At 49.4% G+C, this 15,423-nt stretch carries 14 protein-coding genes and 2 pseudogenes; 9 read left to right on the forward strand and 7 right to left on the reverse strand.

The window, feature by feature from the left end; genetic code table 11:
- Positions 1 to 49 precede the first annotated feature (49 nt).
- Positions 50 to 3,028 carry an autotransporter adhesin EhaB gene (ehaB, locus tag A7589_RS12490; RefSeq protein WP_105282740.1) on the reverse strand — a complete coding sequence of 993 codons (2,979 nt, stop codon included), beginning with the start codon at positions 3,026 to 3,028 and terminating at the stop codon, positions 50 to 52.
- Positions 3,029 to 3,554: 526 nt separating this feature from the next.
- Here ehaB and hemB point away from each other — a divergent pair.
- Positions 3,555 to 4,529, forward strand: a complete 975-nt coding sequence (hemB, locus tag A7589_RS12495) for a porphobilinogen synthase (protein WP_010352188.1) — start codon at positions 3,555 to 3,557, stop codon at positions 4,527 to 4,529.
- 40 nt (positions 4,530 to 4,569) lie between these two features.
- Here the strand turns inward: hemB and tauD are convergent, their stop codons facing one another.
- Genes tauD through tauA form a run of 4 tightly spaced genes read right to left on the reverse strand, consistent with a single transcriptional unit; the run spans position 4,570 to position 7,984 of the window.
- Positions 4,570 to 5,421 (reverse strand): taurine dioxygenase, encoded by an 852-nt coding sequence (gene tauD, locus A7589_RS12500; protein ID WP_000004053.1) that lies wholly within the window; start codon positions 5,419 to 5,421, stop codon positions 4,570 to 4,572.
- Positions 5,418 to 6,245 (reverse strand): taurine ABC transporter permease TauC, encoded by an 828-nt coding sequence (gene tauC / locus A7589_RS12505; protein WP_000114853.1) that lies wholly within the window; start codon positions 6,243 to 6,245, stop codon positions 5,418 to 5,420. The genes tauD and tauC overlap by 4 nt, the downstream gene beginning before the upstream one ends.
- Positions 6,242 to 7,009 carry a taurine ABC transporter ATP-binding subunit gene (gene tauB, locus A7589_RS12510; RefSeq protein ID WP_000939389.1) on the reverse strand — a complete coding sequence of 256 codons (768 nt, stop codon included), beginning with the start codon at positions 7,007 to 7,009 and terminating at the stop codon, positions 6,242 to 6,244. Before tauB ends, tauC begins: the two co-directional genes overlap by 4 nt.
- A gap of 12 nt (positions 7,010 to 7,021) precedes the next feature.
- On the reverse strand, positions 7,022 to 7,984 hold the full coding sequence (gene tauA / locus A7589_RS12515; RefSeq protein WP_108188859.1) for a taurine ABC transporter substrate-binding protein: 963 nt from the start codon (positions 7,982 to 7,984) through the stop codon (positions 7,022 to 7,024).
- A gap of 604 nt (positions 7,985 to 8,588) precedes the next feature.
- Here tauA and A7589_RS23695 point away from each other — a divergent pair.
- Positions 8,589 to 9,014: pseudogene (locus tag A7589_RS23695) on the forward strand (PIG-L deacetylase family protein); the annotation flags it as partial.
- 177 nt (positions 9,015 to 9,191) lie between these two features.
- Here A7589_RS23695 and A7589_RS23700 read toward each other — a convergent pair.
- Positions 9,192 to 9,260, reverse strand: coding sequence for a hypothetical protein (locus A7589_RS23700; protein ID WP_420842033.1), 69 nt, complete (start codon positions 9,258 to 9,260; stop codon positions 9,192 to 9,194).
- A 24-nt stretch (positions 9,261 to 9,284) separates the two neighbouring features.
- Between A7589_RS23700 and A7589_RS12525 the strand changes: the two genes are divergently transcribed.
- The 5 genes from A7589_RS12525 to frmA all read left to right on the forward strand — a co-directional run bounded on the left by A7589_RS12525 (position 9,285) and on the right by frmA (position 13,438).
- Complete coding sequence (locus tag A7589_RS12525; protein ID WP_108188860.1) at positions 9,285 to 10,481, forward strand: glycosyltransferase family 2 protein; 1,197 nt, start codon at positions 9,285 to 9,287, stop codon at positions 10,479 to 10,481.
- A gap of 34 nt (positions 10,482 to 10,515) precedes the next feature.
- Entirely contained in the window at positions 10,516 to 11,040 is a 525-nt protein-coding gene (locus A7589_RS12530; RefSeq protein ID WP_000582574.1) for an LbetaH domain-containing protein, read from the forward strand.
- A gap of 1 nt (position 11,041) precedes the next feature.
- A complete protein-coding gene (locus A7589_RS12535; RefSeq protein ID WP_000596110.1) occupies positions 11,042 to 11,815 on the forward strand; it encodes a YaiO family outer membrane beta-barrel protein in 774 nt (257 codons plus the stop codon).
- A gap of 203 nt (positions 11,816 to 12,018) precedes the next feature.
- Positions 12,019 to 12,294 carry a formaldehyde-responsive transcriptional repressor FrmR gene (gene frmR / locus A7589_RS12540; protein ID WP_001141271.1) on the forward strand — a complete coding sequence of 92 codons (276 nt, stop codon included), beginning with the start codon at positions 12,019 to 12,021 and terminating at the stop codon, positions 12,292 to 12,294.
- A gap of 34 nt (positions 12,295 to 12,328) precedes the next feature.
- Entirely contained in the window at positions 12,329 to 13,438 is a 1,110-nt protein-coding gene (gene frmA / locus A7589_RS12545; protein ID WP_021550316.1) for an S-(hydroxymethyl)glutathione dehydrogenase, read from the forward strand.
- 57 nt (positions 13,439 to 13,495) lie between these two features.
- Here the strand turns inward: frmA and A7589_RS12550 are convergent, their stop codons facing one another.
- On the reverse strand, positions 13,496 to 14,035 hold the full coding sequence (locus A7589_RS12550) for a DUF2058 domain-containing protein (protein ID WP_001096716.1): 540 nt from the start codon (positions 14,033 to 14,035) through the stop codon (positions 13,496 to 13,498).
- A 62-nt stretch (positions 14,036 to 14,097) separates the two neighbouring features.
- Here A7589_RS12550 and A7589_RS12555 point away from each other — a divergent pair.
- Positions 14,098 to 14,199, forward strand: a pseudogene (locus A7589_RS12555) (GlxA family transcriptional regulator); the annotation flags it as partial.
- Between the two features lie 36 nt (positions 14,200 to 14,235).
- Complete coding sequence (gene lacI, locus A7589_RS12560) at positions 14,236 to 15,318, forward strand: DNA-binding transcriptional repressor LacI (protein WP_000805869.1); 1,083 nt, start codon at positions 14,236 to 14,238, stop codon at positions 15,316 to 15,318.
- The last annotated feature ends 105 nt before the right edge of the window (positions 15,319 to 15,423 follow it).

Below are 15,423 nucleotides of genomic sequence, written 5' to 3' on the forward strand. Positions count from 1 at the left end.
GACGGGCATTATTTAGATTAAATTACCTATTTCTTCGCAGCGAAGAATATTACCAGGTATATTTAACACCCACGTTCGCGGACCAGTCTTGATCTACGTCACCACCACCGAGGTAGTTAGCATCGGTATAGGCGCTGAAGTTTTTGGTGAAGCTGAACTGAGTACCCAGACCAACACGTACCGCAGACCCTTCAGTACCGTTATCGATGGAATCGCCGTTCACATCGTTATCGTTGTTAGAGTCGTCGTAGACGTAAGCCAGTTTGAAGTACGGAGTCAGAGCCTGGTCTTCGCTGTAGGTGAAGGTATAACCTGCATCTACACCCAGTTCATAACGCATACTGTCGTAAGACTGACCGTCAACTTTCATGTCGTTGCTCAGCTGGTAGTCATCACCAGACTGGAACAGACCAGAAACGCTGCCGTAAGGAGTCACGTAACCAGCATCACCCAGTTTGAAGTCGTAACCGGCTTTCAAACCAAAGCCCCATGCGTCGGAGTTGGTGCTACCGTCAACGTAAGTACCGTTGCTCATGGTTGCAGACAGATCGTTGTTGAAGTGAGAGTAGCTCAGGCTACCATCAACAAAGATGTTGTTCGCGAAGCGAGCAGAAGAGTAAATGTAGGCAGACTGGCTGTCTTGATCCACCTGACCAGAACGGTCATTCATGTCGCCTTTACCGAAGCCAGCAGCCGCACCGACGATCCACTTAGCGTTGTTACCATCAATTTTGGTATCAACACCGACCATGATGCCGTTAACATCCTGATCATAATTGATGGTGCCGTTGTCGCCGTTGAAGTTACCACCGAAGTAGCTCACCCATGCGCCGCCGTTATCAGCCAGGCCATGACGAGAGTTGGTCAAACGAGTACCAACGGTGTCCTGTTCCAGGTTCCAGATATTGGTGTTCGCAGACGGGATGCTCAGCGCCATGTTAGCGTAGTCGGTCAGCTCGGTCTGTTGCAGAACAACGGTGTTACCACGCTGCTCAGCCTGATAGGTGTATGCACCCAGGTCAGCTTTGTTAGCAGCAGAGAAGGTAGCGTTGCTATTTTTGTCGTTAACGTAAATCAGCTCGTTGCCGTTGTAGTCAGCGATAGAACCAGCACCAGTAGCGTTGTCGATACGAACTTTGTAGTTACCGGTTGCAGCTGCAACATGGTCACCGTTGTTATCAACTTCGTTCTGACCAGCTTCGATAGAAGCAGTGTTATCGTTATCGCCGTTACCGTTAATGGTCAGGTGACCATCAGAGTTCATTGCGATTAAGCCATAACCGTAGTTTGACTTGGTAGTGTCGTTGGTACGGTCGTTGGTCAGGTCGGCATCAAGTACGAAGCGGTTGCTTTCGATGTTGAACACACCTGCATGAATGTTACCACTGGTATCAGTGGTGCTGGTCAGGTTCAGAGTATCAACCTGAAGAGCATTCGCCGCAGTGTTACCGACATCCAGAATACCGTCGTTAGTAACGTTGATGGTGTTCGCATACAGAGCTGCATCACCTACAGCCCAACCAGCAGAAACTTCGTCAGAAATGGTTACGGTACTGTTGTCGACAGTCAGTGAATCAGTTGCAACATGACCATCTTCGTTGATGTTCAGCGCAGAAAGACCTGTCAGAGAGATAGAATCAGAAATCAGCGTTGAATCAGCAACATTAACAGTTGAACCACTGTTGATGCTCAGGGTGTCAATCAGAGAAGTTTTGGTGGTATCCCACTGTGAACCGGTGTTCAGGGTCACATTGAACAGACCGCTCTGATAAACTTCATTTCCTACAATATGACCATTTTCGTCATATTGGGTATTGGTATTATCAACACCAACCGTTGAAGAAGGCCACAGGCTATTTGCAGCAATATCAATCAGAGTTGCAGTTGCTTCGGTGCCTGTGCTGGTATCAACAACAACCCCGTTCTCATTGTAAACAGGACCGTAAGTATCTGGCACACCATCATCATCGATATCTACAGTTAAGTGCGCAGACATTGCCGCACCAACCCACTTGCTGCCATTGTTCAGGGTCAGATCCAAACGATCAGTACCATCCCAACCGTTAGTATCTACGTCACCATCAGCATCACGATAGCTATCACGGCCATGTGGGAAGAAGTTCTCATCAAAGTTGCTTGAGAAGAGTACATCGCCCATCAGTGTGGAATTATCGAATGTTGCAGTAGTCTGCATGGCATTATCAGCAGCAGGATGTGCAATAACTGCTAATGCGATATCGTCAGCGATCCAGCCATTACCATTGTAATCACTTGCATTACCAGTATTACCAAACCAGCCAGTAGTACCTTCATCAGTCCATGAACCAGAGGTCACGGTAGAATCTTTAACAGTGATGGTGTTATTAAACACTTCGCTGCTGTTTACACCGGTGCTGACAGTGTTGTCGTCGATATCTTCCCACTCATAACCCTGAGTCAGCGTAATACCTGCTACGTGAGAGTTATTAGAAATGGACAGATCAACTTCCTGATCCAGAGTGATAGCTGTACCAATGTTATATACGTTTACAACATGAGTATCAGCGGCATTATTGTAGGTGCCGTTGTAAGTATAATGTTCGTAGTTGTCGTCGATCGTTGAATTATCAACAGTCAGCGCCAGACGATCATGGTAGTAGTCATTCGCACGATCAGCACAATCAGTTGTCATGCACTCGGAATAAATCATACCGTGAATAGTGCTGTTTTTGATTGTCAGACTATTAGCGTTGGTATTGGTAGAAATACCATCGTCCAGATAGTAGGTAGAAATCACGCCATTAACGGTAGCGTTATTAATGACCGGGTAGATATCGCCGTTGTAATAGCTATCAGCGGCATAGTTGTTCCAGCCTACATAACCATCATAGTAAACGTCATCAGCATAGGTGGCGTCGTTGTAGTGATGGAAAGTATTGTAAGTTTGACCAGAAATATCGTTGGTCGCTGCATTAGCCTGAGAGGTGATAGCCAGAGTGCAAGCCAATGCTAATTGTGATACTACAAGTTTCTTTTTCCAGGAGTGCATTTGTCATCCCTCCTCAGGGACGTAATAAGTTGATCCATCAATTATCAATGCATAGAAAACATATTATGTTTCGCGTTTACGATTATGCGGCGTTACAGATGAATGGTTCAATTATTCTTTCCCCTAAGTCCGAATGCGGACATATATAAATCACGTGTAAGCACAGATCACAAAAATAGATAAAAACCTGTCATTTCAATCTGTTAATGACCGCATTAATTTCAAAATCATATACTCTACAAATATTACACCAGCAAATTAGACAAATAATGTATTTATAAACAATGAACTTTTAACCATCCTATTTTTGACAGCATATCCAAACGACTAAAAACAATAATCAGGGAGAATTAATAAAAATTAAAAATATTTTCAGTGAATATAAAAATATTGCTATTTCTATTAAAAAGATGTCCAGGCCGGTCTTTCATTCTCTTCTTGTCAACATCGCGACAACTTTCGTAAAACACCCACACTCTGCTTCAGGTATACTATGTCCCTCGATTCCACAAACATCAGGCAGACCATGACAGACTTAATCCAACGCCCTCGTCGCCTGCGCAAATCTCCTGCGCTGCGCGCTATGTTTGAAGAGACAACACTTAGCCTTAACGACCTGGTGTTGCCGATCTTTGTTGAAGAAGAAATCGACGACTACAAAGCCGTTGAAGCTATGCCGGGCGTAATGCGTATTCCAGAGAAACATCTGGCGCGCGAAATCGAACGTATCGCCAACGCCGGTATTCGGTCAGTAATGACTTTCGGCATCTCTCACCATACCGATGAAACGGGCAGCGATGCCTGGCGGGAAGATGGTCTGGTGGCGCGTATGTCACGCATTTGCAAGCAGACCGTGCCTGAAATGATCGTTATGTCAGACACCTGTTTCTGTGAATACACTTCTCACGGTCACTGCGGCGTGCTGTGCGAGCACGGCGTCGATAACGACGCGACCCTCGAAAATTTAGGCAAACAAGCGGTGGTTGCTGCTGCTGCGGGCGCAGACTTCATCGCACCTTCCGCCGCAATGGATGGTCAGGTGCAGGCGATTCGCCAGGCGCTGGACGCTGCGGGCTTTAAAGATACGGCGATCATGTCTTATTCGACCAAGTTCGCTTCCTCCTTTTATGGTCCGTTTCGTGAAGCTGCGGGAAGCGCATTAAAAGGTGACCGCAAAAGTTATCAGATGAACCCAATGAACCGTCGTGAGGCGATTCGTGAATCGCTGCTGGATGAAACTCAGGGCGCAGATTGCCTGATGGTTAAACCTGCCGGAGCGTACCTCGACATCGTGCGTGAGCTGCGTGAACGTACTGAATTGCCGATTGGTGCGTATCAGGTGAGCGGTGAGTACGCGATGATTAAGTTCGCCGCGCTGGCGGGTGCTATAGATGAAGAGAAAGTGGTGCTCGAAAGCTTAGGTTCGATTAAGCGCGCGGGGGCGGATCTGATTTTCAGCTACTTTGCGCTGGATCTGGCTGAGAAGAAAATTCTGCGTTAATGATCATTATGCCGGGTTATCCCTACCCGGCATTTTCCCATTACCCCGCCCGATAAAACGGTTTATCCCCGAGGATCGTCGCTCGATGCATTATCCGCCGCTGTGGCAGGTAATCGGCATTGGCATAGTGCTGGGTTACGCGGTTATCCCAAATCGCGATATCATTTGGCTGCCAGCGCCAGCGCACCTGAAACTCCGGTTTGGTGATATGAGTAAATAAAAAGCCTAGCAAGGCTTCGCTCTCTTTCTCACTGACATCGACAATTAGCGTGGTAAATCCTTCATTAACAAACAGCGCCTGTTTACCGCTCACCGGATGCGTTCGCACCACCGGATGTAGTAAAGGAGGATTTTTCGCTGCCGCCTCGCGCCAGCGTTGATGTTCCTCCTCTGTTTTGCGGTATTTGTATTCTGGGAACGATTTACGGAAATCATGCTCCGCGCGCAGCCCGCTCAACAGCTGACGGAAGGGAACAGAGAGCGCCTCATACGCCGCAATACCACTGGTCCATAGCGTATCGCCCCCGGTTGATGGCAACTCTTTCGCTGCCAGAATCGCTCCCGCTGGCGGCGTCTCAATAAATGTCACATCGGTGTGCCAGTTGTCGTTATCCGGCGGATTATCGTTATGGGTATCAAGTACGATAATCTCATCAACGCCTTCGGCATGAGGGTAAACAGGATGAATATGCAGCGCGCCAAAACGCTGGGCCAGCGCGCGTTGCTGCTGTGGCGAAATGGCTTGTTCACGCAGAAACACCACCTGATGGCGCAACACCGCATGGTAAAGCTGTTCAAACTGATTATCACTTAACGGACGCGTCAGGTCGGCACCCGAAATTTGTGCGCCGATATACGGCCCCAGCGGGGTAATGCTCAGACGTTCACTCATTGTACTTCTCCATGCCAGGGCGTCAGGCGGCGCTGTAACGCACGCAGACCCAGTTCTAAAAGAAAGGCGATAATCGCAATCACCGCGATCCCCGCCAGCACCACGTCAGTTGCGAGAAACTCACCCGCTGACTGAACCATAAAACCTAAGCCTCGCGTCGCGGCAATCAGCTCCGCCGCCACCAGCGTAGACCAGCCCACACCCAGACCAATGCGTAATCCGGTGAGGATTTCCGGCAGTGCGCCGGGCAAAATAACAAACCACAGCACCTGCACACGGCTGGCACCCAGCGACTGGGCGGCACGAATGCGAACCTGCTGCGCGCTTTTCACCCCCGCCAGCGCCGACATCGCCACCGGTGCAAAAATCGCTAAATAGATCAGTAAGATCTTCGAAGTTTCACCAATACCAAACCAGATCACCATCAGCGGCAAATAGGCCAGCGGCGGCACCGGGCGATACAGTTCAATTACCGGATCCAGAATGCCGCGCACCGTCGGGCTTAGCCCCATGGCGATCCCAACCGGAATACCGATCAACACCGCCGCAAGTAGCGCCAGCAAAATGCGCGTCAGGCTGGCTGCCAGATGCTGCCACAGCGTGGCGTCCATAAATCCTTGCGTTCCGGCAATGGTGAGCAGTTTTGCCAGTACCTGTTGCGGCGGCGGCAAAAACAGCGGGCTAATCAGTTGCAGCGCAGCTACTGCCCACCATACAGTCAGTAAAACCGCTAACGTGCCAATGCTTAAAGTCACCTGACGCGAGAGCGGCCAGCGCCATTTCAGCCGATGCGAATGCAGTTTTTCGTTAAGAAGCACACTCATGAGAACGCCTCTCGTTGCTCAAATACGCGGCTTAAAACATATTCGCGCATGGCGATGAATTGTGGATCGGACTTGATGCTGCGGCTCGACTCACCCGCAACAAAGCGGCGGGCATAGTTGAGCGGCAGACGTTCCAGCACACGACCCGGCCCCGGTGAAAGCAGAACCAGTTCGGTCGCCATAAACACCGCTTCTTCTATATCATGGGTAATCAACAACACCTGCTTGCCTGTCTCCTGCCAGAGTTTCAGTAGCAGTATTTGCATCTGGTCCCGGGTGAAGGCGTCCAGCGCGCCAAACGGTTCGTCGAGTAATAACATCCGGGGATTAGCCGCCAGCGCACGGGCAATCCCTACCCGCTGACGCTGACCGCCAGAAAGCTGCCAGATGTAGCGTTTTTCTGCCCCTTCCAGGCCGACTTTTTTCAGCATCTGGTAAGCGATTTCCAGACGTTGCGTTTTCTCCATCCCCGCCAGTTGCAGGCCGAACGCCACGTTATCCTGCACATTACGCCACGGCAGCAGCCCTTCATTCTGAAAAACCACCCCGCGCTCTGCACCCGGCCCCTCAATGCGCTTGCCCGCCAGTTGAATGCTGCCGTACTGGTAAGGCACAAAACCAGCAATCAGATTCAGCAAGGTGGTTTTGCCGCAGCCAGACGGTCCCAGCACCACCAACAGTTCGCCACTTTCCAGCGTCAGGTTGATATCTTCCAGCGCCGGTTTACCGCCATAATCGGCATAGAGATGAGAAATTTGCAGCATCTGCGCCTCCTTTTATTGCACGAAGCGCGAGGTAACGTACTGGCTGTAATCATTCGCCACGGCGGGAACTTTGCCCTGCTCTTTCAAAAACTGCGCGGTATCGATGATCGCTTTGTTCACCGCTCCGGTCAGTTCTGCCGTTTGCTGCTGCGGCGTCAGATAGGTATTTCCCTTGACCAGCCCCGGTACGTCACCTTCCGGTACGCCGCTCAAGCGCGCCAGTTTGCTGATGTTTTCCGGCTGTTTCAGCCACGCGTCCGGATTCGCAATGTACGGTTGCTGGGCATCGATGGCGCTTTTAGCGAACGCTTTCACCACCTCAGGATGTTTCTCAGCAAAATCTTTTCGCACCACCCAAACATCCAGCGTCGGTACGCCCCACTGCCCGACCTGTTCAGAGTCTGTCAGCACCTTGCCGTCTTTTTCCAGCGCATTTACCGCCGGCGCCCACACATAAGCACCATCAATATCTCCCCGTTGCCAGGCGGCGATAATTGCTGGCGGTTGCAGGTTCACAATCTCCACTTGTCCGGGTTTAATGCCCCAGTGTTTCAGCGCCGCCAGCAGGCTGTAGTGAGTGGAGGAGATAAACGGCACGGCGATGCGCTTACCAATGAGATCTTCGGGTTTACTGATGTTTTTCTTAACTACCAGCGCCTCGGAGTTACCCAATTTTGACGCCAGCAAAAAGACTTCAATCGGCACCTGCTGACTGGCAGCGACCGCTAACGGGCTGGAGCCAAGATTACCGATTTGCACGTCGCCAGAAGCCAGCGCCCGCACGATACTGGCCCCGCTGTCAAACTTACGCCAGTCCACGGTCGCCCCGCTCTCTTTGGCAAAGGTATTATCAGCCTGAGCCACTTTCGCCGGTTCGGCGGAGGTTTGATACGCAACGGTGACGTTCACCGCCTGCGCCTGAAAAGCGATGAATGCCAGTGCGGCAAGGAGTGTGTTACGCGATGAAATTGCCATGATTGTCTGCTCCCCTGTCTTGTTATGGGAGCAGTATTCGCGGAGAAAATAATTTGATAAAAGAATTAATCATTATGGACAATATGTTTTTATTCTTAGCAAAAAAACGGCAAAAGATAGATGAGTTATGCATTTATCAATCGTTTACCCACAAAGAAATGCCACATTTCTTTTTATATACGAATAAAAATTCAAACGATAAAAATTTATTTCACCACTCCACCAACCAGTCAACCAATAATAAATAGATATATTATTCTGATTTCATATGATGCAACCTTTAAAACCTCTTCGTCATACCAATCCATTCATAAAACGAATATAAAAAGTAATGGTTGATAAAAGATATTTTTTAAATGCAATTAATTGACAAACTAAATCACATCTAAATACAATATATAAAAAATATAATCACATTCACAAAACACACAAACACTTAACATATGATACACACAAATCAAACTTATACCGCTTACGGCCCTCCGGGCATTAATTGACCTGTTCTCAGGATTATTCTTTTTTACCGCGTGTCATTTTTAACATCTGAGTATGTTGCAGAGGGTTGCCGCTCTGCATTCGTCGCGCTTTCAGCATAATAATTACAATGGAGTGTCATGAATTGGATAAGGTTTTAAATTCTGCGTTGCATTCATCAGCAGAAAAGAGGAAAGGTATCCTTGCGATTGGCGCACATCCTGACGATATTGAATTAGGTTGTGGCGCATCGCTTGCTCGTCTTGCGCAGAAAGGATTTTATATCGCCGCCGTTGTCATGACTGCTGGCGATTCGGGTGTAAGCGAAATCATCGATCGTCATGAAGAATCTCGCGAAGCATTAAAGATGTTGGGGTGTCAGCAAACTATTCATCTTAATTTTTCAGACACCCGTACACATCTGCAACTCAATGATATGATTTCCTCCCTGGAAGATATTATTAAAAATCAAATTCCCGCTGATGTAGAAATCATACGGGTATATACCATGCATGATGCTGACCGCCATCAGGATCATCTGGCAGTTTATCAGGCATCAATGGTTGCCTGCCGTACTATTCCACAGATTCTCGGCTATGAAACTCCAAGCACCTGGCTTTCATTTATGCCCCAGGTTTTTGAATCCGTAAAAGAAGAATATTTTACTGTAAAACTTGCAGCGTTAAAAAAACATAAAAGCCAGGAGCGACGTGATTATATGCGTCATGAACGTTTACGTGCTGTTGCACAATTTCGCGGACAACAGGTCAATAGCGATCTGGGTGAAGGCTTTGTTATTCATAAAATGATTCTTTGAGTAGATTAAATGAAAACCTGGATCTTTATATTTATGGCCGTAGCAATATTGCTATGGTTTTTGAGTACGTTAAGGCGTAAGCCCAGCCAAAAGAAAGGCTGTATTGACGCAATTATTCCTGCCTATAACGAAGGCCCTTGTCTGGCACAGTCGCTGGAAAATCTGCTGCGCAACCCTTATTTTTGTCGGGTAATTTGCGTTAACGACGGTTCCACAGATAATACCGAAGCGGTAATGGCGGAAGTGAAACGCAAATGGGGCGATCGGTTTGTTGCTGTTACGCAAAAAAATACCGGCAAAGGCGGCGCTCTAATGAACGGCCTCAACTACGCCACATGTGACCAGGTTTTTTTAAGCGATGCCGATACTTACGTCCCTCCAGATAAAAACGGCATGGGTTATATGTTGGCGGAAATTGAGCGTGGTGCTGATGCCGTAGGCGGCATTCCCTCCACAGCATTAAAAGGCGCAGGTTTGCTGCCACATATTCGCGCTACTGTGAAACTGCCGATGATCGTTATGAAGCGCACGCTACAACAGCTTTTGGGCGGCGCCCCGTTTATTATCAGCGGTGCCTGCGGGATGTTCCGTACCGATGTATTGCGTAAATTCGGTTTCTCGGATCGTACCAAAGTTGAAGATCTCGACCTCACCTGGACGTTGGTCGCCAATGGTTACCGCATTCGTCAGGCGAATCGCTGCATCGTATACCCTCAGGAATGCAACAACCCGCGCGAGGAGTGGAGTCGCTGGCGACGTTGGATTGTGGGCTATGCGGTATGTATGCGTCTGCATAAAAGGCTTTTATTTAGCCGTTTCGGCATCTTCAGTATTTTCCCTATGCTGTTGGTCGTGCTCTATGGCGTTGGGATTTATCTCACCACCTGGTTTAATGAATTAATTACCACCGGGCCACATGGCGTAATAGTGGCTATGTTTCCGCTTATCTGGGTCGGCGTAGTTTGTGTTATTGGTGCTTTTAGCGCCTGGTTTCATCGTTGCTGGTTGTTGGTGCCTTTAGCGCCACTTTCCGTTGTGTATGTATTATTAGCTTATGCCATCTGGATTATTTATGGACTTATTGCCTTTTTTACTGGACGCGAACCTCAGCGCGACAAACCCACCCGTTATTCCGCACTGGTGGAAGCGCCAACCGCTTATTCCCAACCTTCTGTCGCAGGAACTGAAAAGCTATCTGAAGCTTAATGTTAAAGAGAAAAATATTCAGATTGCTGACCAGGTGATTATTGATGAAAGTGCCGGTGAAGTTGTTATCGGTGCCAATACCCGTATTTGCCACGGTGTGGTTATTCAAGGGCCGGTAGTGATTGGTGCAAACTGCCTGATAGGTAATTATGCGTTTATTCGCCCCGGTACGGTAATCAACAATGACGTAAAAATTGGTTTTGCCACTGAAATCAAAAATGCAGTTATTGAAGCGGAAGCGGTGATTGGACCGCAATGTTTTATTGCCGATTCTGTTGTTGCAAGCCAGGCATATTTGGGCGCACAGGTGCGTACCAGTAATCATCGACTGGATGAACAGCCAGTATCGGTTCGCACCCCAGAGGGTATTATCGCTACCGGCTGCGATAAATTAGGTTGTTATATTGGTCAGCGTTCACGTCTTGGCGTGCAGGTAATTATTTTACCTGGACGAATTATTTCGCCAAACACGCAACTTGGCCCGCGCGTTATTGTAGAACGCAATTTACCTACCGGAAATTATTCACTCCGGCAAGAGCTTATCCGTACAGGAGATTAAAATGATAAAACGGACGTTATTAGCAGCGGCAATCTTTAGCACATTGCCCGCTTATGCCGGGTTAACTTCCATTACCGCAGGCTACGATTTTACCGATTATTCTGGCGATCATGGCAACCGTAATTTAGCGTATGCTGAACTGGTAGCAAAAGTTGAAAACGCAACGCTGCTTTTTAATCTTTCCCAGGGGCGTCGTGATTATGAGACTGAACGTTTCAATGCTACACGCGGTCAGGGTGCTGTCTGGTACAAATGGAATAATTGGCTGACAACCCGCACGGGGATTGCCTTTGCGGATAATACGCCGGTCTTTGCTCGCCAGGATTTTCGTCAGGATATTAACCTGGCCCTGCTGCCAAAAACGCTGTTCACGACCGGTTATCGCTACACTAAATATTACGATGATGTTGAAGTCGATGCCTGGCAAGGCGGCGTATCGCTCTACACTGGCCCGGTGATCACCAGCTATCGCTATACCCATTATGACTCCAGCGATGCGGGCGGCAGTTACAGCAATATGATTTCCGTGCGTCTGAATGACCCTCGCGGCGGCGGTTATACTCAACTTTGGCTTAGTCGTGGGACGGGAGCTTATACCTACGACTGGTCGCCAGAGACGCGTCACGGCAGCATGAAGAGCGCCAGTTTACAACGTATTCAACCGTTGACTGAGCAACTTAATCTGGGGCTGACGGCGGGTAAAGTATGGTATGACACGCCAACCGATGATTATAACGGCCTGCAATTCGCTGCCAATCTGACCTGGAAATTCTGATTCCTTCCGCCGCCTGCTATCCGGGCGGCAATCCCACGTGATTAGCGCCCAAACACTCTCCTTCCCTCTTCGTTTCCTCCAGACATCACCCACATTCATCGGATAAATTTTATTCTCCGGTGTTATATACTATAGGGGGGTATGCATTGACACATAGCATACCCCCCTATAGTATGTTGCGTGCAGATGAGATGAGGTGCGAAATGCCCAGTACTCCGGAAGAGAAGAAAAAGGTGCTTACTCGAGTTCGTCGCATTCGGGGGCAGATTGATGCTCTGGAACGGTCACTGGAGGGTGATGCCGAATGCCGTGCCATACTCCAGCAGATCGCTGCCGTTCGGGGCGCGGCTAACGGGCTGATGGCAGAAGTGCTTGAAAGCCATATCCGGGAAACGTTTGACCGAAATGACTGCTACAGCCGCGAAGTCAGCCAATCCGTTGATGACACGATTGAACTGGTTCGAGCCTATCTTAAGTAGCTGAAACCACTACCCTATTGAGGAAAAGCGAAATATGAAATCACGTGCTGCCGTTGCATTTGCACCCGGTAAACCACTGGAAATCGTTGAAATTGACGTTGCACCACCGAAAAAAGGTGAAGTGCTGATAAAAGTCACTCATACCGGCGTCTGCCATACCGACGCATTTACCCTCTCCGGCGATGACCCGGAAGGTGTATTCCCGGTCGTTCTCGGTCACGAAGGGGCTGGCGTTGTGGTTGAAGTCGGTGAAGGCGTGACCAGCGTTAAACCTGGCGACCATGTGATCCCGCTTTACACCGCAGAATGCGGCGAGTGCGAATTCTGTCGCTCTGGCAAAACCAACCTCTGCGTCGCGGTTCGCGAAACCCAGGGCAAAGGCCTGATGCCAGACGGCACCACACGTTTTTCTTACAATGGGCAACCGCTGTATCACTACATGGGCTGTTCCACCTTCAGTGAATATACCGTGGTCGCGGAAGTTTCACTGGCCAAAATTAATCCAGAAGCAAACCATGAACACGTCTGCCTGCTGGGCTGTGGCGTTACCACCGGTATTGGCGCAGTGCACAACACCGCTAAAGTCCAGCCTGGTGATTCTGTTGCCGTGTTTGGTCTTGGCGCTATTGGTCTGGCAGTGGTTCAGGGCGCACGTCAGGCGAAAGCGGGACGGATTATCGCTATCGATACCAACCCGAAGAAATTCGATCTGGCGCGTCGCTTCGGTGCCACCGACTGCATTAATCCGAATGACTACGACAAACCGATTAAAGATGTCCTTCTGGATATCAACAAATGGGGTATCGACCATACCTTTGAGTGCATCGGCAACGTCAATGTGATGCGCGCGGCGCTGGAAAGTGCTCACCGTGGCTGGGGTCAGTCGATAATCATTGGTGTGGCTGGCGCTGGTCAGGAAATCTCAACCCGTCCATTCCAGTTGGTCACCGGTCGCGTATGGAAAGGTTCCGCATTTGGCGGCGTGAAAGGTCGTTCCCAGTTGCCGGGTATGGTTGAAGATGCGATGAAAGGTAATATCGACCTGGAGCCGTTTGTAACGCATACCATGAGGCTGGATGAAATTAATGACGCCTTTGAATTAATGCATGAAGGCAAATCCATTCGCACCGTCATTCGTTATTAATATCCCGCACGTAACAAGCCGTCGCCATCCTGTTCGCGGATGGTGACGGACATATAATTACCACATCAAATCATCAGGCACCTTAAAGTCGGCATACGGATCGTCTTCATCCTGCTCTTCGGCGCTGAGTGCACTGTGCAACACAATACTGCTGGCATCACGCTGGGCGATTTTGTCGGCAACGCTTGCCGGAATAATGGCGTATTCACCTTCACTATTGCCGTCAGTAACCAAACGGGCAATCGCCAGACGGCCATTAATCAACTGCGTTTGCGTGAGCTTATCGACAAAAATTTTCTTAATCAGATTGCCGTCGGTGAAGTTAAAACCGATATCGCCATTGGTAATGGTGATACGGTTCATTTCGATAAGCTGCTTCACCTGAGCTTTATATTCTTTCGCTAACGCCGCTTGTTTTTGTTGCTCACTAAGCTGTTTATCACGCTCAAGCTGTGCCTTTTTATTTTCTTCTACCGCCGCCCGAGCTTCACGCGCCTGAACGCGCGATTTTTTCGCCGTTCTCTCGACCTTCGCCGCTTTTTTGCTGGTGACTAATCCTGCTTTGAGCAACTGCTCTTGTAAGGTAAGTTTTGCCATCTTTATTTCCAAACCCGCTGAATAATTTTTGCGAGTATACCTGTAAATACAGTGAGTGTATCGAAGTGGGCTTTCTCTCTCATGTGACCTGGCGTCAGCATTTTAAATTTCACTTTGGTGTCAGCCCTGCAGGGTGGCGCAAAACCTTCCGTGGTATGGCATGATAGCGCCCGGAAGAGAGTCAATTCAGGGTTGTGAATGTGAAACCAGTAACACTATACGATGTCGCCGAGTATGCCGGAGTCTCTTATCAGACCGTTTCCCGCGTGGTAAATCAGGCCAGCCACGTTTCTGCGAAAACGCGGGAAAAAGTGGAAGCGGCAATGGCGGAGCTGAATTACATTCCCAACCGCGTGGCACAGCAACTGGCGGGCAAACAGTCGCTGCTGATTGGCGTTGCTACTTCCAACCTGGCGCTTCATGCGCCTTCACAAATTGTTGCGGCAATTAAATCCCGCGCCGATCAACTCGGTGCCAGCGTAGTGGTATCAATGGTGGAACGCAGTGGCGTCGAAGCCTGTAAAGCGGCGGTTCATAATCTTCTCGCACAACGCGTCAGCGGCCTGATCATCAACTATCCCCTGGATGAACAAGATGCCATCGCCGTAGAGGCAGCCTGCGGTCACGTGCCAGTTTTGTTTCTTGATGTCTCCGACAAATCCCCCATTAACAGCATTATTTTTTCCCATGATGACGGCGCACGGCTCGGCGTGGAGCATCTGGTCGCGTTGGGTCACCAGCAAATTGCGCTGTTAGCGGGTCCATTAAGTTCTGTCTCGGCGCGTCTGCGTCTGGCGGGCTGGCACAAATATCTCGATTGCAATCAACTACAGCCAATAGCGGAGCTTGAGGGCGACTGGAGCGCCATGTCCGGTTTTCAACAAACCATGCAGATGCTGAATGAGGGCATTACTCCCACCGCAATGCTGGTTGCTAACGATCAGATGGCGCTGGGTGCAATGCGCGCCATTACCGAGTCCGGGCTACGCGTCGGCGCGGATATCTCGGTAGTGGGATACGACGATACCGAAGACAGCTCGTGTTATATCCCTCCGTTAACCACCATTAAACAGGATTTTCGCCTGCTGGGGCAAACCAGCGTGGACCGCTTGCTGCAACTCTCTCAGGGCCTGGCGGTGAAGGGAAATCAGCTATTGCCCGTATCACTGGTGACACGTAAAACCACCCTGCCACCCAATACGCAAACTGCCTCTCCCCGCGCGTTGGCGGATTCATTAATGCAGCTGGCACGGCAAATTTCCCGGCTGGAAACCGGGCAGTGAGCGCAACACAATTAATGTGAGTCAGCTCACTCATTAAGCACTCCAGGCTTTACACTCTATGCTTCCGGCTCGTATGTTGTGTGAAATTGTGAGCGGATAACAATT

The organism is Escherichia sp. MOD1-EC6475 (assembly GCF_003046645.1).
GTDB lineage: Bacteria > Pseudomonadota > Gammaproteobacteria > Enterobacterales > Enterobacteriaceae > Escherichia > Escherichia ruysiae.